General features: G+C 62.2%; 16 protein-coding genes. 4 read left to right on the top strand and 12 right to left on the bottom strand.

Annotation, left to right across the window (positions count from 1 at the left end; genetic code table 11):
• Positions 1-19: 19 nt before the first annotated feature.
• The gene (locus ACLBW8_RS05095; protein WP_447804766.1) at positions 20-1780 is read right to left on the bottom strand and encodes a cytochrome c biogenesis protein DipZ; all 1761 of its coding nucleotides are present in this window, start codon (positions 1778-1780) and stop codon (positions 20-22) included.
• A gap of 35 nt (positions 1781-1815) precedes the next feature.
• The gene (msrB, locus tag ACLBW8_RS05090; RefSeq protein ID WP_064452335.1) at positions 1816-2316 is read right to left on the bottom strand and encodes a peptide-methionine (R)-S-oxide reductase MsrB; all 501 of its coding nucleotides are present in this window, start codon (positions 2314-2316) and stop codon (positions 1816-1818) included.
• A gap of 140 nt (positions 2317-2456) precedes the next feature.
• On the opposite strand from msrB, the gene ACLBW8_RS05085 reads away from it, so the two are divergent.
• Both ACLBW8_RS05085 and ACLBW8_RS05080 read left to right on the top strand, forming a co-directional pair.
• Positions 2457-3167: a response regulator transcription factor gene (locus ACLBW8_RS05085; RefSeq protein WP_064452334.1), complete on the top strand. Its 711-nt coding sequence runs from the start codon at positions 2457-2459 to the stop codon at positions 3165-3167.
• A complete protein-coding gene (locus tag ACLBW8_RS05080; protein ID WP_064452333.1) occupies positions 3164-4630 on the top strand; it encodes a sensor histidine kinase in 1467 nt (488 codons plus the stop codon). The genes ACLBW8_RS05085 and ACLBW8_RS05080 overlap by 4 nt, the downstream gene beginning before the upstream one ends.
• On the opposite strand, the gene ACLBW8_RS05075 is transcribed toward ACLBW8_RS05080, so the two are convergent.
• The 3 genes from ACLBW8_RS05075 to ACLBW8_RS05065 all read right to left on the bottom strand — a co-directional run bounded on the left by ACLBW8_RS05075 (position 4593) and on the right by ACLBW8_RS05065 (position 9511).
• On the bottom strand, positions 4593-5525 hold the full coding sequence (locus ACLBW8_RS05075) for an alpha/beta fold hydrolase (RefSeq protein ID WP_447804765.1): 933 nt from the start codon (positions 5523-5525) through the stop codon (positions 4593-4595). The two genes, ACLBW8_RS05080 and ACLBW8_RS05075, sit on opposite strands and share 38 nt — an antisense overlap.
• Positions 5526-5615: 90 nt before the next feature.
• Positions 5616-7871: an ATP-dependent DNA helicase gene (locus tag ACLBW8_RS05070; protein WP_447804764.1), complete on the bottom strand. Its 2256-nt coding sequence runs from the start codon at positions 7869-7871 to the stop codon at positions 5616-5618.
• Positions 7868-9511, bottom strand: a complete 1644-nt coding sequence (locus ACLBW8_RS05065; protein WP_447804763.1) for a VRR-NUC domain-containing protein — start codon at positions 9509-9511, stop codon at positions 7868-7870. The genes ACLBW8_RS05070 and ACLBW8_RS05065 overlap by 4 nt, the downstream gene beginning before the upstream one ends.
• A gap of 187 nt (positions 9512-9698) precedes the next feature.
• On the opposite strand from ACLBW8_RS05065, the gene ACLBW8_RS05060 reads away from it, so the two are divergent.
• A complete protein-coding gene (locus ACLBW8_RS05060) occupies positions 9699-9923 on the top strand; it encodes a YgdI/YgdR family lipoprotein (RefSeq protein WP_064452329.1) in 225 nt (74 codons plus the stop codon).
• Between the two features lie 59 nt (positions 9924-9982).
• Here ACLBW8_RS05060 and ACLBW8_RS05055 read toward each other — a convergent pair whose 3' ends face one another.
• On the bottom strand, positions 9983-10150 hold the full coding sequence (locus ACLBW8_RS05055; RefSeq protein ID WP_447804762.1) for a hypothetical protein: 168 nt from the start codon (positions 10148-10150) through the stop codon (positions 9983-9985).
• 189 nt (positions 10151-10339) lie between these two features.
• Between ACLBW8_RS05055 and ACLBW8_RS05050 the strand changes: the two genes are divergently transcribed.
• The gene (locus ACLBW8_RS05050) at positions 10340-10612 is read left to right on the top strand and encodes a hypothetical protein (RefSeq protein WP_447804761.1); all 273 of its coding nucleotides are present in this window, start codon (positions 10340-10342) and stop codon (positions 10610-10612) included.
• On the opposite strand, the gene ACLBW8_RS05045 is transcribed toward ACLBW8_RS05050, so the two are convergent.
• From ACLBW8_RS05045 to ACLBW8_RS05020, 6 genes are all read right to left on the bottom strand, one after another.
• The gene (locus ACLBW8_RS05045) at positions 10613-12043 is read right to left on the bottom strand and encodes a polyurethane esterase (protein WP_407016967.1); all 1431 of its coding nucleotides are present in this window, start codon (positions 12041-12043) and stop codon (positions 10613-10615) included.
• 192 nt (positions 12044-12235) lie between these two features.
• The gene (locus ACLBW8_RS05040) at positions 12236-15343 is read right to left on the bottom strand and encodes an autotransporter outer membrane beta-barrel domain-containing protein (protein WP_447804760.1); all 3108 of its coding nucleotides are present in this window, start codon (positions 15341-15343) and stop codon (positions 12236-12238) included.
• Positions 15344-15517: 174 nt separating this feature from the next.
• Entirely contained in the window at positions 15518-18475 is a 2958-nt protein-coding gene (eprS, locus tag ACLBW8_RS05035) for an autotransporter serine peptidase EprS (RefSeq protein ID WP_447804759.1), read from the bottom strand.
• Between the two features lie 30 nt (positions 18476-18505).
• Positions 18506-19840, bottom strand: coding sequence for a TolC family outer membrane protein (locus ACLBW8_RS05030; protein ID WP_262667904.1), 1335 nt, complete (start codon positions 19838-19840; stop codon positions 18506-18508).
• A 2-nt stretch (positions 19841-19842) separates the two neighbouring features.
• The gene (locus ACLBW8_RS05025) at positions 19843-21156 is read right to left on the bottom strand and encodes an HlyD family type I secretion periplasmic adaptor subunit (RefSeq protein WP_053256168.1); all 1314 of its coding nucleotides are present in this window, start codon (positions 21154-21156) and stop codon (positions 19843-19845) included.
• Entirely contained in the window at positions 21153-22904 is a 1752-nt protein-coding gene (locus ACLBW8_RS05020) for a type I secretion system permease/ATPase (protein WP_447804758.1), read from the bottom strand. Before ACLBW8_RS05020 ends, ACLBW8_RS05025 begins: the two co-directional genes overlap by 4 nt.
• Between the last annotated feature and the right edge of the window lie 81 nt (positions 22905-22985).

The following is a 22985-nucleotide window of genomic DNA, read 5'->3' as shown; positions in this document are numbered from 1 at the left end:
TTAACAGTTAATGAATGGGTTAACCGAAAGTGAAGGCATAGGCGGCCACATGGGGGGCGAGAAACTCGATGGTGAACGTGCGGTCCTGCACGGCGCCGCGCTGACGAACCAGTTGGTACAGGCGTTGCTCGGTCACCGTGCCGCTGCCATCGGGCGCCACATCCGTGCCGTGGGCATCGCCCGGGGCCTGGCCATCGATCGTCACCTTGAATCGCACCGGTTTGCCGTCAGCCGCCGGGCCCAGTACCAGGTGCAGGTCGCGGGCATGGAAGCGATACACGATGCGCCCGCCAGCCTGGTCGAGGGTGGCTTGCTGGCCGCCAACGTTCCAGTGGCCTTCCAGGGTCCAGTTGTTCAGGGCCAGCGTGCCGGCGGCCGGGTAATTCACCACTTTGTCGGTGGCCTGGGTGCCAGTGGTCACGAAGTTTTCGGCACGCTGGAAGCCCAGGTAGGTTTCCGGCGACTGCACTTCATTCATGTCCGGCGCTTGCTCAACGCCCTTGGCATCCGCCTCGATCAAACCACCTGCGACATCTTTCGCCCCGGCTTCACGCAGCAATTGCTGGATCACCCGCTCCGACTCGGCGTAATCACCCTCGCCAAAATGGTGATAGCGAATCTGGCCCTTGGCATCAGAAAAGTAATGCGCCGGCCAGTACTGGTTATTGAACGCGCGCCAGATCTTGTAGTTATTGTCGATCGCGACCGGGTACGTGATGCCCAAGTCCTTCATGGCCTTGGTGACGTTGTTCACGTCGCGTTCAAAGGCAAATTCCGGGGCGTGTACGCCAATCACCACCAGGCCCTGGTCGTGGTACTTCTCGGCCCAGGCTTTCACATACGGCAAGGTGCGCAGGCAATTGATGCAGGAGTAAGTCCAGAAATCCACCAGCACGACTTTGCCCTTGAGCGCTTCGGCGCTGAGTGGCGGGCTGTTCAACCATTGCACCGCACCATCCAGCGGCGGCAGCGTGCCTTCGATCGGCAGCGCGTCGCTGTGATTGGCAGCCATCATCATCGCGCCCCCGGCCATCATCGCGCCGCCCTTCTGTTCGGGTTTGGCACTCAGTTTGTCCACCAGGCTTTGTTCCAGGCCGCCCGTGGATGCCGTCGACAAGCGCGACAGCACTCCGGTGTCCAGGCCCAGGGCGATGGCGGCCACACCGACCAGCATCAGTGCGCCGAGGCCACGGCGCAGCCATTCACCGGCACCGAGCGAGCGCTTCATAACGCCAAAGACTTTACCGCCGACCAGCAACGCCAACGCCAGGGACGTAGCGGCACCGGCGGCGTAGGCCAGCAACAGCAAGGTCGTGCCGATGCTGGCGCCCTGCAGCGCCGCGCCGGTGAGCACCAGCCCCAGGATTGGCCCCGCGCACGGTGCCCACAGCAAACCGGTGGCCACGCCGATCAGAAACGAAGCGCCCGCACGCGGCTTTGCGTCCGTTCCAGCGGCTTGCGACAGGCGACTGCCGGCGGCCACTAAAGGACGCGTCAAGCGTTCCGACAGTTGCGGCAGCAGCAGCGTGAGTCCGAACAGGGCAACGCACAGCAACGCGAGCCAGCGCCCGTACTGATTGACTTGCACCACCCAACCGCCGCCCACCGCCGCCAGTGAGGCCACCAGGGCGAACGTCACCGCCATCCCCGCCAACAGCGGCAAGCCACTGCGCATAAACGGCTGCCCGGTGCGAGCGAAGACAAAAGGCAGAACAGGCAGGATGCACGGGCTGACAATTGTCAGCACGCCGCCCAGGTACGCGAGAACCAGAAGCCACATGGGATCTTCCCTTATAAATATGCAGAGACATCGGCTTAAGCCGCCGTGAACGTCATGGCCACGCCGTTCATGCAATAGCGCAGACCAGTAGGTGCCGGGCCGTCATCGAACACATGCCCTTGGTGACCGCCACACCGGCGGCAGTGAATTTCCTTGCGCACCACGCCGTAGGACGTATCGGTGTGGCTGGCGACAGCGTTGTCCAGTGGCTGCCAGAAGCTTGGCCAGCCGGTGTGGCTGTCGAACTTGGTACTCGAGGCGAACAACGGCAACGCACAACCGGCGCAGGCAAAGGTGCCCGTGCGGTGTTCATCATTAAGGGGGCTGGTGTAGGGGCGCTCGGTGCCCTCCTCGCGCAGCACGGCGAATTGCTCGGCACTCAGCAGGCTGCGCCATTCGGCCTCGGTATGGTTGACTTCGAACGTCTCGGCGGCCTCCACCTCAGCGACCATATTCAGCTGTTTCAGCAAGCCGCCGGCCAGGACGGCGACACCCAGGCCACCACCGGCCAGCAGTATTTGTCGACGTGAGTACATGGCGTTCTCCTCGTTAAGCAATGAGGCCATCTTGAACCCTGGCCGGTCGCGAAATCCTCACGCAGAGTTAAACAATTCGTGATAACTACACTGTTGCAAAACCCGCACAATGCGCGAACTACAAGCGAAGGTTTCTTTACATGGATCAGCCCAAACGAGTCCTCGTCGTCGAGGACGATGCCCATATTGCCGACTTGATCTGCCTGCACCTGCGCGATGAGCAATTTGAGGTGGTGCACAGCGCCGACGGTAACGAAGGCCTGCGCCTGCTGGAGCAAGGCGGCTGGGATGCGCTGATCCTCGACCTGATGCTGCCCGGCGTGGACGGCCTGGAAATCTGCCGCCGTGCCCGCGCCATGACGCGCTACACACCGATCATCATCACCAGCGCGCGCTCCAGCGAGTTGCACCGCATCCTTGGCCTGGAGCTGGGCGCGGACGACTATCTGGCAAAGCCGTTTTCCATGCCGGAGCTGGTGGCCCGGGTCAAGGCGCTGTTGCGCCGGGTCGACGCCATGGCGCGTAACTTGAAGATGGACGCCGGCAGCCTTGAGCTCGGCCCGCTTTTCATCAACCCGCTGACCCGCGATGCCACCTTGCAGGGCCAACGCCTGGACCTCACGCCGCGCGAATTCGACCTGCTGTATTTCTTCGCCCGCCAGCCAGGCAAGGTCTTCTCCCGCATGGACCTGCTCAACGCCGTCTGGGGCTACAGCCACGAAGGCTACGAGCACACGGTGAACACGCATATCAACCGCCTGCGCGCCAAAGTCGAGACCGACCCGGCCAACCCGTCACTTATCCTTACGGTATGGGGCCGGGGCTACAAATTTGCCGAGAGCAACCCATGAAGCTGACCCTGACTCAACGCCTGTCAGTCGTGTTCGCGGTGCTGCTGGTGATTTGCAGCGGTACCTCGGCCTGGTTGCAGGTACGTTCCAACCGCATGCACGAACTGGAAGTGGTGCAAGGCTTGTCCCGCGACCTCGCGGCGCACATCGCCCGTGATACACAGCTGATGGACGCCGACGGCCTCAAACCCGATGCCGTGCGCATGCTGTTCAGCCAATTGATGCTGGTCAACCCGAGTGTCGAGGTGTACTTGCTCGATATCGACGGCCGCGTCGTGGGCAATGCCGCACCTAGCGGGCATTTGCTGCGTGATCACGTCGACCTCGCGCCGGTTCGACGCTTTCTCAGCGGCGCCATGCTGCCGATCCTCGGCGACGACCCGCGCAGCGTTGACGGGCGCAAGGTGTTCAGCGCCGCACCGCTCAAGGCCAACGGCCAACAAACCGGTTTCCTGTACGTGGTGCTGCTGGGCGAAGCCCACGATGTGTATGACGCCAAGGACGCAACCGGCATGGCGCTGAAGATTGCCCTCTGGTCCATCGGCCTGGTGGCGCTGCTGTGCTTGATGGCCGGCCTGATCGCATTTGCCTGGATCACCCGGCCCTTGCGCCAACTGACCGACAAGGTTGGCCAATTCGATATCAACGGCGCACCGAAACCTGCGCAAGCGCCTCCTCGCGAGCTCAATAGCGGCGATGAAATCGCGGTGCTCGACCACGCTTTCGTGCAAATGGAAAACCGCCTGGGCGAGCAATGGCGTGCTATCACCCATCAAGACCAGGAACGTCGGGAAATGGTCGCGAATATTTCCCACGACCTGCGCACGCCCTTGGCCTCGCTGCATGGCTACCTGGAAACCCTGTCCCTCAAGGACGCCAGCCTCAGCCCCGAAGAGCGCCGCCGCTACCTCGGCATCGCCCTGGACCAAAGCCGCAAGGTCGGCGGCCTGGCCCAGTCGCTGCTGGAACTGGTGCGCCTGGAACATGGTTTCGTGCAGCCGGTGATCGAAGGCTTTTCCTTGCCGGATCTGGTGCAAGACATCTTCCAGAAATTCGAACTGACCGCCGAGGCCCGGTCCATCACGCTCACCGCCACCTTGCCGCCGCAGGTGCCGACGGTGTTGGCCGACCTGGGCTTGATCGAACGGGTGCTGACCAATCTGCTCGACAACGCCCTGCGGCACACGCCGGTGAATGGTGAGGTCGAGGTGATCTTGTCACCCGAAGCGGATGGCATGGGCGTCACCGTCAGCGACAGCGGCCCGGGAATCGACCCTGAGTTGCGTGAAGGCTTGTTCCTGCGGGCCTTCACCATCGGCGGTGCGCGCCGCGATGGCGGCCTGGGCCTGCGCATCGTGCACCGCATCCTGCAACTGCACGGGCGCAGCATCCGCTTGGTGGACCGCCCCGGGCATGGCGCGACCTTTACGTTCTGCCTAGAAACGCGAGCATCAGCGCGTTGACCCGCTGCGCCTGCTCGTTCTGGATCCAGTGACCGCAGTTGGCCAACACATGTTGCTCAAGGTCGGGCACTGAGTCGGGCATGCGCTTGAGGGTGTGGGCTTCGAACACCCCGACCGGGTCGCGGTCGCCAATCAGGAACAAGGTCGGTTGCAGCACCTGCCGGCCCGCCAGGAACTCGGTGCGCTGCCAGTTGCGTTCGAAGTTGCGGTACCAGTTCAGCGGGCCGCGAAAGCCGTGTTCGGTGAACGCCTGCAGGTAGATATCCAAATCCTCCCGGGAACACCAGTGCGGCAATGTGCGAGGGGTTGGGACACCTGCGAACAGGCTGGCATTCGCCGATTTCTGCTGCAGGAACACGTCCTCATCCTGCATGAACAGCCGCAGCGTGCGTTCGATGTCGGCGTTCAGTTCCTGTTCGGCTACGCCAGGCTCCTGGAAATACAGGATGTAGTTGAAACGGTCGGCGTACAGCTCGCGCATGATTTCAATCACCGGGCGGCGGGCGCGCCCGGCAAAAGGCACGGACATTGTGACCAGCCGAGTGATGCGCTCAGGCTCCAGCAGCGCCAAGTGCCAGGCGACCACCGCGCCCCAGTCGTGCCCTGCCATCGCCACCTCTCGGTGACCGAAATGATCCATGGCCTGCTGGATGTCGGCGCACAGGGTCAGCAATTGGTAGTCGGCAATGTCTGCGGGCGAACTCGATTCGCCGTAGCCACGCAGTTCAGGGGCAAACACCCGGTACCCGGCGGCGGTCAACGCAGGAATCTGTTCGCGCCAGGAGTGCCAACATTCAGGAAACCCGTGCAGCAGCCAAATTGGCCGGCCATTTTCGGGGCCATCGATGTGCACGCACAGGTGAATACCGTTGACGGACAGTGTTTGCAGGCGCATGGGCGTGACCTTTCTGCGTGTTTTGATCAGGGTGCAGAATCGGCGTCGTGCATGCCAGTATCATTGATGGCGGGAATAAGCCAAACGCACTTAATCGACTGTCCACCAGCGCGGCAACAACTGCCGCACCCGCGCCTCGCCAAAGCGGTCATCAATCAACATCACCACCCCCCGGTCTTGTTGACTGCGGATCACTCGGCCCGCGGCCTGCACCACTTTCTGGATGCCGGGGTACAGATAGGTGTAGTCGTAGCCGGCCCCGAAGATCGCGCCCATGCGTGCTTTCATTTGCTCGTTGATCGGGTTCAGTTGCGGCAAGCCCAGGGTGGCAACAAACGCCCCGATCAAGCGCGCCCCAGGCAAATCAATACCCTCGCCAAACGCGCCGCCCAGCACGGCAAAGCCGATGCCCTGGCTGTGATGGGTGAATTGCTCAAGAAATGCTTGCCGCTCGGCCTCGGCCATACCGCGTGATTGCAACCACAGCGCGACCTGGGGGTGCCGTTCGGCCATCAGCTGCGCCACTTGTTGCAAGTAATCGAAGCTGCTGAAAAACGCCAGGTAGTTGCCCGGTTGCGTCGCAAACTGCCGTGCAATCAACGCGACGATGGGCTCCAGTGACGCTTGTCGATGCACAAAACGCGTAGAGATCTCATCGACGATGCGCACCTGCAATTGCTCGGCCTTGAACGGCGACTCCACATCAATCCAGGCGGTATCCGCCGGCAGGCCAAGCAAGTCGGCGTAATAGTGACGCGGGCTCAGCGTCGCGGAAAACAGCACGCTGCTGCGGGCCGCCGTCAGCCTGGGGCGGATGAATTCGGCAGGCACCACGTTACGCAGGCACAACGTTGAAGCACTGCGCTTGCCGCCGAACTGACGCTTGCTGATATCGAAAATGAACTGCTCGTTGAACAGCTCGGCCACTTTGGCAAAGTGCAGCGCCTCGAAATAGAACGCTTGCAGGTCGCCAGTGAGGGTTTCGGGGTGGTCGTTGAAGTGGTCGCCCATGGCGCTGGTGCACAGGCTCAGGGCCTGCAGCAGTTTGTCCGGCTTGGTGGCATAGGCCTGGTACGGCGCAAGTTGGTCCTTGTGCAAGGCGTTCCATTCGCGGTTCAGGCGCTGCAAGGGTTTCTTCAGCGGCTCGGGCGCAGCGTCGCGCAAGGTTTTGAGGCTGTACTGGTCGAGGCTCGCGCTGTACATCGAGCGAGCGCGCTCCACCAGGTTGTGGGCTTCGTCCACCAGCACAGCGGCGCGCCATTGGTTCAACTGGGCCAGGCCGAAGAGCATCGCGCCAAAGTCGAAATAGTAGTTGTAGTCGGCGACCACCAGGTCAGTCCAGCGCGCCATTTCCTGGCTGAGGTAATACGGGCACACATCATGGGCCAGGGCGACGTCGCGCAGGTTGCGCTGGTCCAACAGACGCACCTTCGAGGCTGCCGTGCGCGCGGCCGGCAGGCGATCGTAAAAGCCCTTGGCCAAGGGGCAGGAGTCACCGTGACAGGCTTTGTCCAGGTGTTCGCACGCCTTGTCCCGCGCCACCAGTTCAAGTACGCGCAGCGGAAGATCGGGGTGACTGTCGAACAGCACCTGGGCGGCATCCAGTGCCAGCTTGCGGCCCGGGGTCTTGGCGGTGAGGAAGAACACCTTGTCCAATTGCTGCGGCGCCAGGGCCTTGAGCATCGGGAAGAGCGTGCCGACGGTCTTGCCGATACCGGTGGGCGCCTGGGCCATCAGGCAACGGCCGGTGCTGACCGCCTTGTAGACGGACTCGGCCAGCGAGCGCTGGCCGGGACGAAACTCGGCATGGGGGAAGGCCAGGCGTTGTGCAGCGCTGTTGCGCGCGTCGCGGTGCTGCATTTCCTCGCGCGCCCAGCCCAGGAACAGCGCACATTGCTGGTTGAAGAACCGCTCAAGCTCGGCCGCCTGAAAACGCTGGTTGAGCAGGGTTTCACCCTCACCGACGATGTCGAAGTACACCAGCGCCAGGTCGATTTCATGCAGGCCGAGCTTCTGGCACATCAACCAGCCGTACACTTTGACCTGGGCCCAATGCAGTTGCCGATGGTTGGCGGGCTGGGCGTCGAGGTCGCCGCGATAGGTTTTCACCTCTTCGAGGCGGTTGCTGTCCGGGTCGTAACCGTCCGCCCTGCCCCGCACCTTGAGCTGCTGGTAGTCGCCTTCCAGGGCCACTTCATTTTGATAGTGCGCGCTGCGTCGCGAGGCGACCGTGCGATGGCCGACGATACCTTCCTGGGCGCTGGGCGACGGCGTGAAGCGCAGGTCGAGGTCGCCGACCTTGGCCGTGAACTCACACAGCGCCCGCACCGCAACGCTGTAGCTCAAGCCGGTTCAGCCCAGCGGACATAGCAGACAGTAACCGGCATCTGGTACTCACCACAGAATTCCAGCCAGCGCAGTTGGTTGTCCTGCAGGCGATCGCCCGGGCCTTTGACCTCGATCATGCGGTAGGTCTTTTGCGCGGGCCAGAACTGGATCAGATCCGGCATGCCCGTGCGGTTGGCGCGGATGTCCAGCAGCAGACGTTCAAACCAGTAACGCAGGTGTTCGGCCGGCAAACACGCGAGTGCTTGCTCGAGCAGTTCTTCGCTGAGCAGGTTCCAGAACACGAACGGTGACTGGATACCCCACTTGTCCGCGTAGCGCTGGCGGATGGTGGCCTTATAACGCCCGTCCTCCAGTTGGTCGAAACAGGCGGCGAACACCACGCTGCGGCGCTGGTGAAAGTCTTCACTGTGCAGGTCCACCGGCCCACGCTGGAACGGGTGGAAGAACGAACCTGGCAACGGCGCAAAAATCGCCTCCCAGCACAACAGCCCGAACAAGGAATTGATCAGGCCATTTTCGACATAATGCACCGGCCCATCGGGCTCGCTGAGATGGGCCTGGACACAATACTCCACTGACATCAGCGGCTGCGGGACCAGTGCCAGGTCCAGGCGTGTGACCTCGCGTGGCGTGGTCTTGGGCAACGCCGGTTCGCCGAGTTTGCGGCGCAGGCGTGGCAGCACTCGCAGCAGGTGTTGTTGTTCGGCGGCACTTTCCGGGGCCTGTTGCGCAGCGCACGCCAAAGCCATGGCTTGCGCGTAGTGCGCCTGACGCTCCAGCACGCGAATCAGCCGTGAGCGCGCGCCTGGGTAGGCGCAATCACGGTAGATCTGCGCCGCCAGCGCCAATTCGGCGCTGCGCTCGCAATACTGGCCGACCTGGAACAACAGCTTGGCCCGACGTTTTTCCAGCCAGGGGTTGTCGGTGACAAGCGAAGCGATCCGTAGCAGCACCTCGTCCAGCGTCTCCCCCGCTTCAAACGCCTGCTGGCATTGGTGCAGGAACAGAAAACCGACGACATCGTCACGGCTGCGCAAGCCACGGGACTCGGCGCAGAACTCGACTTTTTCGTAGGTGTAGATGCCCAGGTCAGCCAGCACGAACTCCGACCAGTCCTGATACAGATTGCCGAAGAACATCAGGCGCAGGCGGTCGCACAAATCCATGATGGTCAGGCTGTAGAGCGCATCGCTGACCGTCGGGCACCACTGGGCAAACCGACGCTGTTCGGTGAACTGCTCCGCCAGCACCGCCAGCCAATCGGCCTTCCTGCCCTTGGGCTGATCAATCCACGGCTTGAAGGCCTCGAGGATTTCGCCTTTTTGCAGCAACGCAAACAGCTCTTCGACGCACAGCTGCCCCTGATCCTCAACCCAACCCTGCTCCACCAGTGCCAGCGCGGCCGTGCGGGTGCAACCAATCTCCAGATAATTGAGTTTGCTCGCCCGAAAGTGCACGCCCTTGCGCATCACCATGCGCACCAACAAGGCTTGGGACGTTTGCGGCAACCTGTCAAATTGCTGAATGAAATGCTGTTCATCCGGGTCGAGTAAATCGGCATAGCGTTGCCCCAACCAATGCAGCACTTGGCGGAAGTTATGCAGGTAATACAAGGGGTCGTCGAGGGGATTGGCCATGTCGCGCGCTGATCAAATACTGGTTATGCATACAGAGTGCCGCCAGTGGCGTGCTGTTGCAATCGGTAATAGATAAATGGCGCACGCAACTTTTTGTATAAAAGTGATCAGATAGGACAGTTGATGGCGTAACATTTGCGGCCCGCAGCCCATGGCGCGGGACTTTTCAGGGTTAAAGGTAAGGGTTATGAACATGAAGAATTTGGGTCTTCCACTGGTTGCACTCACTTTTCTGCTATTGACTGGTTGCTCCACGCAAACCGTCGTGACATTGCAAAACGGCACGCAGTATTTGACCAAGGACACCCCCAAAACCAAGACAGCCGACGGCTTCTATGAATTCACCGATATCGCCGGCAAGCACATACGCGTCAAGGCGGATGATGTAGCGACGGTGCGTAACGAAAAGTAAGCGCCTGAAAACCAAAAAGCCCCGCCAATGCGGGGCTTTTTGTTTGGGCTGCCAACCGATCAATACCGGTAGTACGGGTGGTAGTAATACGGGTGGTAATAGGGATGGTAATAGTACGAGTGGTAGTACGGCCGGTAGCAGCATGGGCCCGGATAGGCCGGGTACACCGCGCACCCGCCCAGCCCCAGCAGTACCAGAGCGCACAGTATCAGTCGAAATCGGGACATGCTCAGCTCCTCACATAACGCGCGAAACATCTCGCAGGCAGTGATTAAACGCCTGAGACCGGCCCAATCCGTCGCTGCGCTGCGCCGTTGATCCGTGAAGATTTATTTACCGAAGGATTTTCGCCCTGCCGGCGTTTAACCGGTAAGCCGCCTTCATTTTCGAGGGTGGTAGAACGGAGAAAGACGGCCATGGCACTCATGTCCCGGACGGTACGCGCTCTTTTACTGATTCCGCTGACGCTGGCGGCCCTGGCCAGTGCGCCGGCGTTTGCCGACACCATCATCATTCGTCAGCCGCCAAGGGTGATCGTGGTGCAAGCCCCGCCTCCACCGGTCTATTACGGCCACTGGGGTTACGGCCCACGGCCCTATTACTATCCGCATCATGTCTACGGTTACGACTATGGCAACCCCCACCGGCCGTATTGGGGTGGCGGCTGGCGGGGGCATAATTGGCGTTGATCAGCCGATGCTGACGCCGTCCGCCCACAGGCCGCCATGCCCGACACCGACCAGGGTCACCGAGTCGGCGCCAAACGTGAGCACCGTGTCCGCGCCGACCACTTTGGCATGGTCACGCAGGTCGGTGCTCCCCTGCACGTCCTGGAACACCAGTTTGTCGGTGGCCTGGTAGCCAATCACGCGATCGTTGCCGAACTGGCCGCTGAACAGAAAGGTGTTATGCCCACTGTTGTCGCGAATCGTGTCATTGCCTTTGCCGCCTTCGATAAAGTCCGCGCCCTTGCCACCCTGGATCAGGTCGTTGCCGTCGCTGCCGATAATGAAGGTATTGCCCTTGTGCGGCTCGGCATTGCGGTTGAGGTCCTGCACCCAGGTAGTGGCTCGCGCCGGGTCGGACAAGTTGGCAACGATTACCGTGGAATCACGGGTCATCTGGTCATAGAACCCGGAGTCGAGGATGCGCGTCATGCCGTCGCCATACGCGGTCGGCAGGTGCGAGACCCAGGTCGGCAGGTTGACGATGGAGAACGGCAGCACATTCCACAGCGTCGAGGCGTAGTGGTCGTTGAAGCTGACGATATTATCGGTGGTCGACTCGTGGGGCTTGTCGTGCACGCCCAGGGACGACAGATTGAAGGAGGAGCCGTCCAGCGCGCGAAATACCGGGTCGTTTTCATAGCCGATGTTGAGCACCTTGTCGCCGGCGCTTTGGGTCGGTGATGCATAGGCCACGTAGTTGGCGTCCTTGTAGAAGCCCGACCATTTGTTGGTGCTCAAATCCGCCATGCTGTTGACCGCCAGGCCGCCCAGGCTGTGGCCGCTGACCACCACGTCCTTGCCCGTCAGGCCATGGGCACCGGCGTAATCGGCGACGTTTTTGAGCAAACCGCCGAAGGCTTCGCCGGCGTAGTTTTTTGCGTAATCCTTGGGGCCCAGGGCAGCGAGCAGATCGCTGATCAGGTCGCCGATCGAGTCGCTGATCAAGGTTTCCCGTGGCCCCGATGTGCCACGAAAGCCGATGCCGATTTCCAGCAGTTTGCCGGCGTCATCGTACTTGCCCAGCACCTCGACCTGCGCCGTGGTGTAGCCGGCTTTTTCGCCAAAGAACGTGCCGCGCGCATCGACTTTGCCGCCGTAGCCGAGGGTACTTGCGCTGATCGGCGTCCAACCGGCTTTTTGCACCGCCTCCAGCGCGGCTTTTTCCGAATCGGGGTTCCAGGGAATGCCCGGGATCACGCCCTGTGAATCCGTGCTCCCGAGCAGCGCACCGACCAGCGTGGCCGGCAAACCAAGCCCGAGGCCATTGTGCTGGTAACCCACGGCAAAGCCGTTATCCAGGTTGTGGTAGGAGTACAACGTGATCGCCATGGCATCGGCGAACAGCGCTTTGGAACCCTCGGTGCCGAGGTTTTTATAGTCAAAGATACCCATGGTAGTGCCTCTCTGTTGTTGGATTTGTAGAGAAAGCGAAAACACCCGTTGCCCCTGAGGGGACAGGCTTTATGTGGGAGCTGGCTTGCCTGCGATAGCATCACCTCTGTGCAACTGACCTACCGAGGTGCCTGCATCGCGGGCAAGCCCGGCTCCCACACAAGCCCGGCACCCTGCAAGGGTGTGAAACCCTTAGAACGCCCAGTCGAGGCTCAACCCCACCCCGTGGATTTTTTCCTTGCTGGCCAGCAGGCCGTTGTAATCAAAGTTCACCCGCGCGTCCTTGCTCAACGCCAGGCTGACCCGCGCGCCCACCAATGCCGCATCACGCACCATCGGTGCGCTTTCCACCGCAAACGACGGACCGCCAGAGGCAAACGCCAGGTGCTGTTCGGAATCGGTGCTGCTCAGGTTGTGCTGCCAGCCCAGCGTGCCGGACACCTCGAGTTGCTGGTGGTCATTGACATTGAAGGTCTTCAACGCACGCATGCCCAAGGTGCTCAACACCACATCACGGCTGTCGTCGCGACCTTTCAGCGCAGCGGCATCACCCTTTTCGGTGAAACCGTCGGTGTCCAGGTGCACGTAGGCCAGGTTGGCGAACGGCTCCAGGGCCAAAGGTTGCAGGTTGACGCGATACGCCGCCTCGCCGAACACCTGGGTGCTGCTCGCATCCACTTTGACTTTTTGCTTGCCGGAGACGTCGCCGTATTGCAGGTCGCGCTTCACGTCGGCGCGATGCCAGCTGTAGGTCGCACCACCGCTCAGGCGCAAGGCACCGATCTCATGCCCGGCGTACGCACCGAAGTGGTAGCTGTCGACCGAAGCCCGGGAGTGGGTGTCGTTGCCCATGTTCAACGAGGTGTCGCTGTAGCCGGCGACCAGGCCGATACGGGTCGCCTCGTCCAGCGCGCCGTCTACACCGGCGAGCATGCCGCCCAGTGACGTGGTGTAGCCCGCCGTGTCGCTGCGGCTGTCCGTCTTGCCCCACGCGCCCAACGCCTTGACCCACACGTTGCCACGGCTATCGAGGGTCTGGCTGCTGGCGCCCATCTCGCCATTGCGCAGGCGTTCGCCCACCGCTTCACGCACGTAACGGCTGTCATTCACCAACGCACTTTGCAGCGCCGGATAAATTTCGCCGGAGAGCTGTTGGAACGCACCTTGCGCCGAGGCTGCAGTCGGCGCCAGCAACAAGCTTTCATACACCGCATTGCCCGCGCCCAATTGGTCGGCCGCAGCCGCCACAGCACGCTGGTTTGGCGTCACGGCCACACTGGCGAAGCTGTTGGTACGCGCCACGTCCAGTTGCACGCCAGTGGCGGCGTAGTTCAAGGTGCCACCGACAAACAGGTAGTTCGGCACTACTGCACCGAAACTGCCGGTTACGCCACCTGCGGCTTGCAGGATGTTGTACTGGCGACCGATCAAGCTTCCAGCCTGCGCATTGGTCAGCAGCGTCGGGCTGTTTTCCAGGGCCAGGGTCACAGTGCCGCCATTGAGCGTGGCGGTCCCCCCGGCGACAATTCGGTCACTGCTGGTCGGCGACAACTCCACCGCGTAGGTCGACCCTGCGTCAAAGGTGACATTACCCGCCACATTCAGCGTGCCGATGGAATTACCCGGTGCCACGGTGCCGCCGCTTTTTGCGCTCAGCGAACCGATGCGCCCCGAGCCACCGAGCACACCGCTCTGGCCGACGGTCACGTCGGAAGTGACCGAGCCGTTGATCGCCAGCAAACCTTGATTGACCAGGGTCGGGCCGCTGTAGGTGTTAGCGCCGGTCAGCACCAGGGTGCCGATGCCCTGCTTGGTCAGGCCGCCATGGCCTGAAATATTGTTGCTCCACACGTCCAACCCGCAATGCACGTCCGTGCACAGGCGTTGGGTCGGTTTGCCGGCATCCACCACGGCGCCGATCCCTGGCAAATCCGCGACAAACTGCCCGCTGCCATACGCCCCGTCGATACGGAACTCAGCCGGGATATCTTCGGCGGTAATAAACATCCCTGGCCCGTTAACCGCCTTGCCCAGGTTGATCATGCCCCAGCCGTACAGCGCGTCGATGCCCGGCGCGCCGAGGTCGGTAGCGGTGGTTTTGAGCACGGTGGAGACCTGCTCGCCGCTCATGTACGGGAAGCGCTCCATCAGCACCGCCGCGGCGCCCGCCACATGGGGGGCAGCCATGGAGGTGCCGTTTTTGTTGGCCCAGTCGGTGGTGAGGTTGGCAAGGGTGGTGCCGTTGATGATCGAGCTGAAAATCTTCGTGCCCGGCGCCGACACACAGAAGCTCGCCGCATACCCGCAGCGCGACGAGAAGGTGCTGATCACATACGGATTGGGACTCGTGGTATCCGGGTTTTGCTGCAAGGCGGCTACCGACAGCCAGTTCGGTGCAATCTCCGGCACAAAGTACGCCAGGCCCGACATTGCATCCGGGTTGTTGCGGTTGTAGTCGTTACCGGCGGCAAAGATGGTCAGCACGCCGCTGCGGGCCGCATCGATTGCGCCTTGATAAGCACCACCGGCAAGCGTGCCGAGGATCGGCCGGATGTTATTGAACTGCGCCTGCGCTTCATTGACCGTGAAGTTCGGGTACGCCGGATCGCGACCGCCTTTGGCGTACTGGTCACCAATGCCGATGCCCCAGCTGTTGTTGATGATCCGGGCGCCGCTGGCGACCAGCCCATCCCAGCCTGCCTTGTACACCGCGCCGTCGTTGCCGAGGATGATCCCGTCTTCCGGCCCTGGGTCGCCGTTTTCTGCGCTGATGATTTGCGCATTGAAGGCCACGCCATGCATCGGCCCGCCGTCACGGTTACCGGCGGCAATGCCGCCGACGTGGGTGCCGTGGTTACCCAGCTTGCCGTTGGAATCCTGGGACGGCGTGCCGTCATAACGGAACGCATCGCCCGCCTTCACCGGAATATACGGGTCGGTGTATTGGCGGATGCCCTCGGTGACAATCGTCACCACCTTGCCGGGGCTGGCGAATTCCGGGTGCTGGGCGTACACCGGCTGGTCGAAGATGCCCAGCTTGATGCCCTTGCCGGTGTAGCCGGCGGCGTAGGCAGCGTCCGCGTGCACGGCGCCCAGGCCCCAATCGGCCTTGAACTCGTTGCTGCGCCAGCTCGCGGCGTCGCCCAGTTTGCCCGCTTCCACATAGGGTGCGGCCTGGGCGGTTCCCAGGCTTGCCAGGCAGCACAGCAACGCGCCGTATGGCACGCAGCTCAAGGCCTTGAGCGGATAGCCCGGGCCTGTGTGAGTGGCGGTAATTAACCCTGACTTGTGTTTTTTCACGGTGACCTTCCTTAGTTTTCTTATTGCCAGTATGTGAATCACTTTTCTTCAGCGCCGCAGTGCCAGTGTGGGAGCGGGCTTGCTCGCGAAAGCGGTGTATCAGTCGTCGCATTCATCACTGACCCACCGTCTTCGCGAGCACGCCCGCTCCCACCTTCTGACCTGCGCTGCCCTCTAGAACTGCCAGTTCAGGCTCAGCCCCACGCCCTGGGTTTTCTCACGGCCACCCAACTGGCCGTTGTAATCCAGGTTGACCCGTGTGGTCGGGCTCAGCGCGAGGCTGGCCTGCACACCGACCAGTGCGGCATCGCGCAGCAACGGCGAACTGCGCACGGCAAATGAAGGCCCGCCTGCGACAAACGCCAAATGCTCTTCGGAATCAACCGCCGTGAGGCTGTGTTGCCAGCCCAGGGAGCCGGAGAGTTCAAGCTGCTGATGGTCATTCAGAGGCAGGGTTTTCAGCGCCCGCACACCAAGGGTGCTGAGCACGGCATCGCGCCGATCACTGCCACGCTCAAGCGCTGCGGCATCGCCTTTTTCGTGGAAAGAGTCACTGTCCAGGTGCACGTAGGCCAGGTTGGCGAACGGCTCCAGCGCCAGCGGTTGCAGGTGAATGCGGTACGCGGCTTCGGTGAACAGCTGGGCCGTGCGCGCGTCCAGCTTGGTCTTTTGCTTGCCGCTGACTTCGCCGTATTGCAGCTCACGCTTCACATCGCCGCGATGCCAGCTGTAGGCACCGCCGACGCTGACGCGCCAGTCGCCCAATTCACGCCCGGCATACGCGCCGAAGTGGTAACTGTCGATGGACGCCGACGAATGCGTGCCGCTGCCCATATTCAGCGAGCTGTCGCTGTAGCCGGCAACCACACCCACACGGGTCTGCTCGTCGAGTGCACCGTCGACACCGGCCAGCAGGCCGCCGATCGAGGTGTTGGCGCCAGCCGTTTCGCTGCGGCTGTCGGTCTTGCCCCAGGCGCCGAGCGCCTTGAGCCACAGGTTGCTTTCACCGTTCACCGGCACATGGCGCAGGCGCTCGCCGACGGCGTCGCGCAGTTGCAGGCTGTCGTTGATCAGCATCGCGCCAATCGCCGGGTAGATTTCACCGGACAATTGCTGCAAGCCTTGGCGCGCGGTGGCGACCGAGTCCGACAACAACACGCTCTCATACACCGGGTTACCGGCGCCGAGTTGCTCGGCGGCGGCCGCAACGTTGCGCTGGTTTCGGGTGGCGGCGACGCTGGCGAATGTGGCGTTGTTGCGCCCCACGTCCAACTGCACGCCATTGGCGGCGTAATCGAGTGTGCCGCCGAGGAACACGTAGTTGGGCAGCACCTGGCCAAACTGGCCCTGGATGCCACCCGCCGCCTGGAGGATGGTGTATTGACGGCCAATCAGGCTGTGCACCTGGTTCTGGCTGAGTAACGTCGGGCTGTTTTCCAGCGCCAGGGTTACGGTGCCGCCGCCCAGCACGGCCTTGCCGCCCGCGACAATGCGGTCGCTGCTGGTGGGGGTCAGCTCCACCGCATACGTGGAGCCCGCGCCCAGGTTCACATCGCCGGCCACCTGCAAAGTGCCCACGGAGTTGCCCGGTGCCACCGTGCCGCCGCTGTTCACCGACAAGGCGCCGATACGCCCGGAACCGCCGAGTGTGCCGCTGGTGTTGACGGTCACGGCCGAGGTCAACGCGCCATTCACGGCCAACAACCCCCCATTAACGCTGGTCGCGCCACGGTAGGTGCTGTCGCCGCTGAGTACCAGGCTGCCGGCACCGGATTTGATCAGGCTGCCTTCATATACCCGGTTTGCAGCGGCCTGGTCGCGGGCGTTGCCAACGGCGTAATCGGTCTTGTCCTGCTGGCTGGCGGTCGCGCCCACGCCGTTTTGCCAGCCCTTGTCGACCAGGGTTTGCTGCCAGGCGCTGTGCTCGGCGCGGTCCTCGGCCTGGCGCTGGAGCAAGGCCTGATCGGAGATTGCATTGCTCCAGACATCACCCTGCCCGGCGGCCAGGCTGACATTCATCGGGCCAAGCAATTGCCCCGGCCCGTGCATTGCTCGGCCGAGGTCTGGCACGCCCCAGCCCACGATGGTATTCGGTGCTTGAGTGACAGAACCGTCGAGCTGCGTGGCGGTGGTCAACAGCACCTGCAACGCCTGCTCATTGGTCATGTACGGGTAGCGTTCCATGACCAGCGCCAGCGCGCCCGTGGCATGGGGCGCCGACATCGAGGTGCCGGATTTCACCCCATAACCGCCATCGGGAATGGTGCTATTGATCAGCGCGCCCGGTGTGGAAATGCACCAGTATTTGGCGATCCCGCACTTGTTGTATTTCTGGTTATTCGCCTTGTCCAAACCCGACACGGCCAACCAGTGGCCTTCCAGTTCCGGCTGGAAATACGGCAACGCCGAACGCACACTCGCGTTCGCGTAACCGCTGTTACCGGCACTGAACACGTTGATAACGCCGGCCTTCGCCACGTCCGCCGCCGCATCCAGCCACGTGCCCTGGTTGTAATGCTGGGCGTAGGCCGCATGCAGGTCGCCGAGGGTTTGGTAGCTGACGTCCTTGGGCTGGCTGCCCCAACTGTTGTTGATGGCCCGCACACCGGAATCCACCAACGCGCTGTACACCGTCTTGAAATACTTGGGGTCCGGGGTCGGGCCAAACAGGAAGCTGTCGTTGGCGTTGGTATTGCCCACATAGATTTGCGCGTTGTAGGCCACGCCGTGCATGCCGGTGCCATCACGGGCGGCGCCCATGGTGCCGGTGACATGGGTGCCGTGGGAGTCGTTATTGGGGTTGAGCGCACCGGTGGTGCTGAACGGGCTGCCATCGACGTAGGTGCCTGTGGCGGTGACGGCGTGATAGCGGTCTTTGGAAGCCTCGGGATGATTGGGATCGAAGCCTGAGTCCAGCGCACCGACCTTGACCCCGTTGCCGGTGATGCCGGCGGCATAGGCTTCATCCGCCTTCATGCGACCCAGGCCCCAGTCGCTCTGGAATTCGGCGGAACGCCAACTGGCAGGGTTACCGGGTTGGCCGGTCTCGGTATAGGCCGCCTGTGCCGCAACGGACAACAGGAGCAAGGAGCCTGCGGTAAACGGTTTGAAACGCGGTGAATCGGTGATCATCTAAACCATCCTTATTGTTTTTATATGTGCTCATTTCACAGGGCCGAAGGCCTCATCGACTTTCGCAAGGTCGGTGTCGCGCAAGTTGCCCGCGTAGTAGTGCAATTTGGTCCAGGCCATCAGGTAGTCATACCGAGCCTGGGCCAGGTCGCGACGGGTGCTGTACAACTGCTGCTCGGCGTTCAACGCGTCGAGGTTGACCCGCTCGCCGCCGAGGATGCTTTGCTTGGTAGACACCACCAGCGCCTCGGCCGACGTCAGGGCTTTTTGATAGGCGCGCAATTTACTCACCCCCGACAGGCAAGCGCTGAACTGGCGACGCAGCTCAATCAGGGTTTCGCGGGTTTTGCCTTCCAGCTCGTACTCGGCCTGTTCCATGCTGCGACTGGCCTGACGGGTAGAGGCCGAGATGCCGCCACCGGCATACAGCGGCACGCTCACTTCGACGCCGATGGTGTTGGTGTCGTAGCGCTGGTTGTAGGTGTTGCCGCTGTCGGATTCCTGCTGGCGTGAACTGGCATACGCGGTGATCTTCGGCAGATGCCCGGCGCGGTTGCGCTCCACTTCATAACGCGCCACTTCCACGGCCTGGCGCTGGGAGGCCAGCGTGGGGTTATTGCTGATCGCCAGTTCATGCCAGGTGTCGTAGTTGGCCGGGGTCAACGTGAAAGCGGCAAAGCTTTGGTTCAGTGGCGCCAGGTCATTGATGTTGACGCTCTGCACGCCGATCAACGCACCCAGCTCGCGTAACGACGCATCTTGTTCATCCAGCGCCTGGATTTCTTCGGCAGTGGCCAGCTCGTAACGGGATTCGGCTTCGAGGATGTCGGTGCGGGTGCCCTCGCCCTGTTGGAACAGGTGCTGGTTCTGCTGGAACTGCTGCTCGAAGGCCTTCTTTTTGGCGCGGGCAATATCGATCTGGTCCTGGGCAAACAGTGCCTGGGTGTAATAGCTCAGCACCCGCACCAGCAGCGCCTGGCTCTTGTCGCGAAAGCTTTCATCGGCAAACAGCGACTGGGCCACGCCCTTGCGGTAGTTGGCATAGGCTTCGTAGTCAAACAGCGGCTGCTGCAGGCTGAACGTCGAGCCATAGCTGTCGTAGTTACGATTGTCGTGGTAATTACCGCCGCGCCCGTCGGGCAAGGTGGCTTTGGAGTTGTTGCGGCCCTTGTTGTAGTTGTAAGACAGCCTCGGCAGCAGCCCGGCGCGACCGATGGTGCGGTTTTCCAGGCCGGCGTCGCGCTCCTTGATGGCGCCCAGAAACACCGGGTCGTTGCGCAGGGCCTGCTCGTAGACATCAAACGGGCCCATGGCGGCTTGGGCACCGGTGCAGCTCAAAAGCAAGGCGAGGAACACAGGCTTCATGCTCATTCCTCGGTCAACGCGGAGCCGGCGCGGTCGAGCAGCGGCTTGAACAAGTAATTGAGCAACGAGCGCTCGCCGGTGCGCACGAACATCTCGGCGGGCATGCCCGGCTTGATCACCAGGCCATGCAGCTTCGCCAGCGCCACCTCGCTCACAGTGGTGCGCAGCACGTAGTACGGCGCGCCGGTTTTTTCATCGAGCATCTGGTCGGCGGAGATCAGGCTGACTTCCCCCGGCACCCGCGGCGTGCGGCTCTGGTTGAAGGCGGTGAAGAGAATATCGACCGGCAAGTGCGTACCGACCTTGTCCACCAGGTGCACCGGCAAGTGCCCTTCGACTTCCAGACGCGTGCCTTGCGGCACAATTTCCAGCAGGGTCTCGCCCGCACGCACCACGGCACCTTCGGTGTGCACGCCGAGGTTGACCGCAATGCCATCGGCCGGCGCATTGATTTCGCTGTGTTGCAGGTTGAAGCCGGCTGAGGTGAGCTGTTGCTCCAGGGTCAGGCTGCGCAGTTGCGCATCGGCCAGTTGGCTGCGTACTTCCTTTTGATATTCCTCGCTGTGTTGCTGCAACTTGAGGCGCGACTCAAGGATGCCCTGCTCCACACGCCCGCTTTCGCCGGTGTTCTGGGCGAGGTCTTGCTGAACCTGGGACAGTTGGCGCTGGTATTCCATTAGCCGGTTGCGCGGGATGTAGCCGTTGTCGGCCAACGGTTGCAGGTTGCTCAGTTGGTCACGCAGCGATTGCGCCTGGGCGGTCAGGTCGCTGCGGGCGCGACGCATGCCGCTCAACTGTGAGGTGGCGCCGTCAATGTTCGCGCGGATACCGGCTTGTTCGCGGGCAAAGGCTTCGCGACGGCTGCTGAACAGTTGGCGCTGGCCTTCCAGAACGAGCGCCAACGCCGGATCGGGGTTGGCGCTCAACTCGGCAGGAAAGGTAATGCTGGAACGGTTGTCACGCTCACTCTGCCAGCGCGCCACGCTGGCCCAGGCCATGCGGTACTGGGCTTGCAGGGATTGCACGTCGGCCTGGTTCTGGGTCTGGTCGAGGCGAAACAGCGGCTGGCCCTGTTTGACCAGTTCGCCTTCCTTCACGAGGATCCGGCTGACCACGCCGGGGCTGAAGGTTTGCACCGCCTTGCGCTTGCCCGACACCACCACCGTGCCTTGCACCGGAATGCCCTGGTCCAGCGGCGCCAGGCTGGCCCAGAGGAAAAAACCACCGGCGCCGACCAGGGTCAGCAACCAGCCCATACGGACAAAGAAACCGGCGTCACGCTGTTCAAAACGGGGTTCAACAATAAGGCTGCTCATGCGCCTGGATTCCTTCCGGCTTGGTACTGACGGCTGAGGCTCACGCCGGCCTTTTCGCGGGGTGCTTCCTGCTGGCCCGACAAGGCGCGCAGCACTTCCTGGCTCGGCCCGAACGCCTGCAGACGCCCTTCGTTGAGCACCAGTAACTTGTCGGCCTGGGCCAACGCCGAGGAACGGTGAGTCACCAGCACAACGCTGCTGCCCTGGGCTTTCATCTGCACGATGGCGCTGGCCAAGGCCGCTTCGCCGACGGTGTCGAGGTTGGAGTTGGGCTCATCCAGCACGATCAAGCGCGGGCCGCCGTACAGCGCACGCGCCAGCGCCACGCGTTGTTTCTGGCCACCGGAGAGGCCGCCGCCGTTGTCGCCCAGCACGGTGTCGTAGCCTTGGGGCAGGCGCAGGATCAGTTCATGTACACCGGCTTGTTGCGCGGCTTTGACCACGAGTTCCGGGTCGGCATCGCGAAAGCGTGCGATGTTGTCGGCGATGCTGCCGCTGAACAGTTCGATGTCCTGGGGCAAGTAACCGATATGCGGGCCAAGGTCGTCGCGGTCCCAGCGATGAATATCCGCGCCGTCCAGGCGCACGGTGCCGGCCAGGGTTGGCCACACGCCCACCAGCACGCGGGCCAGGGTGGATTTGCCCGAACCCGACGCGCCGAGCACGCCCAGCACTTCGCCCGCGCCGAGGCTGAAGCTGACTTGATGCAAGGTCGCCATGCGCCGCCCCGGCGGGCCTGCGCTGACTTGCTCGAAACTGACCTGGCCCTTGGGGGCCGGCAACGCCATCTGCTCAACTTCCGGCGGGAATTCACGCAGCAACTCGTCAAGCCGCTGGTAGGCCAGCTTGGCCGAACTCCACTGCTTCCACACCGCAATCAACTGGTCGATGGGGCTGAGCACGCGGCCCATGAGGATGGAGCCGGCGATCATCATCCCGGCGGTCATCTCGCCCTTGATCACCAAAAATGCGCCCAGGCCCAGCACCAACGATTGCAGGCACAGACGCAGGGACTTGCTCAGCGAGGTGATCACCGAGCCGGTATCGCTGGCCGTGTTCTGATAGCCGAGAAATTGCGAATGCACGGCAAACCAGCGTTTGCGCAACGCGCCGAGCATGCCCATGGCCTGGATCGTTTCGGCGTTATGCAAATGGCTGGTCGCCAACTGCGTGGACTGCTGCGAGAACGCCCCCGCCTCGCCCAACGGCTTTTTGGTCAGGTATTCATTCAGGCACGCCAGCGCGATCAGCAGCACCGCGCCCGTAGTTGCCAGCACGCCGAGCCACACGTTGAACAGGAAAATCACGAACAGATAGATGGGAAACCACGGCGCATCGAAGAACGCGAACAGCGCCGGCCCGGTGATGAACTGCCGGATAACCGTCAAATCGCCGAGAGATTGCCCGGCATGCCCCTGGCCCCGCTGCAGGTTGCGTTCAAACGCAGCCTTGTACACGCGCAAGTTGAAACGCCGCTCCAGCTGGCTACCGATACGAATCACGATAAAACTGCGCACGACTTCCAGGGTGCCGATAAAGGCAAAGAAGCCCACGACCATCAGCGTCAACATCACCAGGGTGGTTTCATTCTGGGAGGACAGCACACGGTCATAAACTTGCAGCATGTAAATCGACGGCACCAGCATCAACAGGTTAATCAACGCCGTGAAGCAGCCGATGCTGATCAAAATACTCTTGTATTCACCCAACGCCCTGAATAAGGGCGCAACCGCATGGGACTTCGCCATATCTTCTTATCTTCCGTGAGCGAATGACGCGCAATAGTTGCCCAAACCCTTAATAAGGGCGGCCAACTATAAAAATCGAGT

Source organism: Pseudomonas sp. M5A4_2d (assembly GCF_053345295.1).
This window is presented reverse-complemented; position numbering and strand designations above follow the sequence as displayed.

What these genes read in the sequence shown, in the direction of transcription:
- ACLBW8_RS05095 (WP_447804766.1), bottom strand. Translation starts at nt 1,780, where the DNA reads ATGTGGCTTCTGGTTCTCGCGTACCTGGGCGGCGTGCTGACAATTGTC.
- msrB (WP_064452335.1), bottom strand. Translation starts at nt 2,316, where the DNA reads ATGTACTCACGTCGACAAATACTGCTGGCCGGTGGTGGCCTGGGTGTC.
- ACLBW8_RS05085 (WP_064452334.1), top strand. Translation starts at nt 2,457, where the DNA reads ATGGATCAGCCCAAACGAGTCCTCGTCGTCGAGGACGATGCCCATATT.
- ACLBW8_RS05080 (WP_064452333.1), top strand. Translation starts at nt 3,164, where the DNA reads ATGAAGCTGACCCTGACTCAACGCCTGTCAGTCGTGTTCGCGGTGCTG.
- ACLBW8_RS05075 (WP_447804765.1), bottom strand. Translation starts at nt 5,525, where the DNA reads ATGCGCCTGCAAACACTGTCCGTCAACGGTATTCACCTGTGCGTGCAC.
- ACLBW8_RS05065 (WP_447804763.1), bottom strand. Translation starts at nt 9,511, where the DNA reads ATGGCCAATCCCCTCGACGACCCCTTGTATTACCTGCATAACTTCCGC.
- ACLBW8_RS05060 (WP_064452329.1), top strand. Translation starts at nt 9,699, where the DNA reads ATGAACATGAAGAATTTGGGTCTTCCACTGGTTGCACTCACTTTTCTG.
- ACLBW8_RS05055 (WP_447804762.1), bottom strand. Translation starts at nt 10,150, where the DNA reads ATGTCCCGATTTCGACTGATACTGTGCGCTCTGGTACTGCTGGGGCTG.
- ACLBW8_RS05050 (WP_447804761.1), top strand. Translation starts at nt 10,340, where the DNA reads ATGGCACTCATGTCCCGGACGGTACGCGCTCTTTTACTGATTCCGCTG.
- ACLBW8_RS05045 (WP_407016967.1), bottom strand. Translation starts at nt 12,043, where the DNA reads ATGGGTATCTTTGACTATAAAAACCTCGGCACCGAGGGTTCCAAAGCG.
- eprS (WP_447804759.1), bottom strand. Translation starts at nt 18,475, where the DNA reads ATGATCACCGATTCACCGCGTTTCAAACCGTTTACCGCAGGCTCCTTG.
- ACLBW8_RS05030 (WP_262667904.1), bottom strand. Translation starts at nt 19,840, where the DNA reads ATGAAGCCTGTGTTCCTCGCCTTGCTTTTGAGCTGCACCGGTGCCCAA.
- ACLBW8_RS05025 (WP_053256168.1), bottom strand. Translation starts at nt 21,156, where the DNA reads ATGAGCAGCCTTATTGTTGAACCCCGTTTTGAACAGCGTGACGCCGGT.
- ACLBW8_RS05020 (WP_447804758.1), bottom strand. Translation starts at nt 22,904, where the DNA reads ATGGCGAAGTCCCATGCGGTTGCGCCCTTATTCAGGGCGTTGGGTGAA.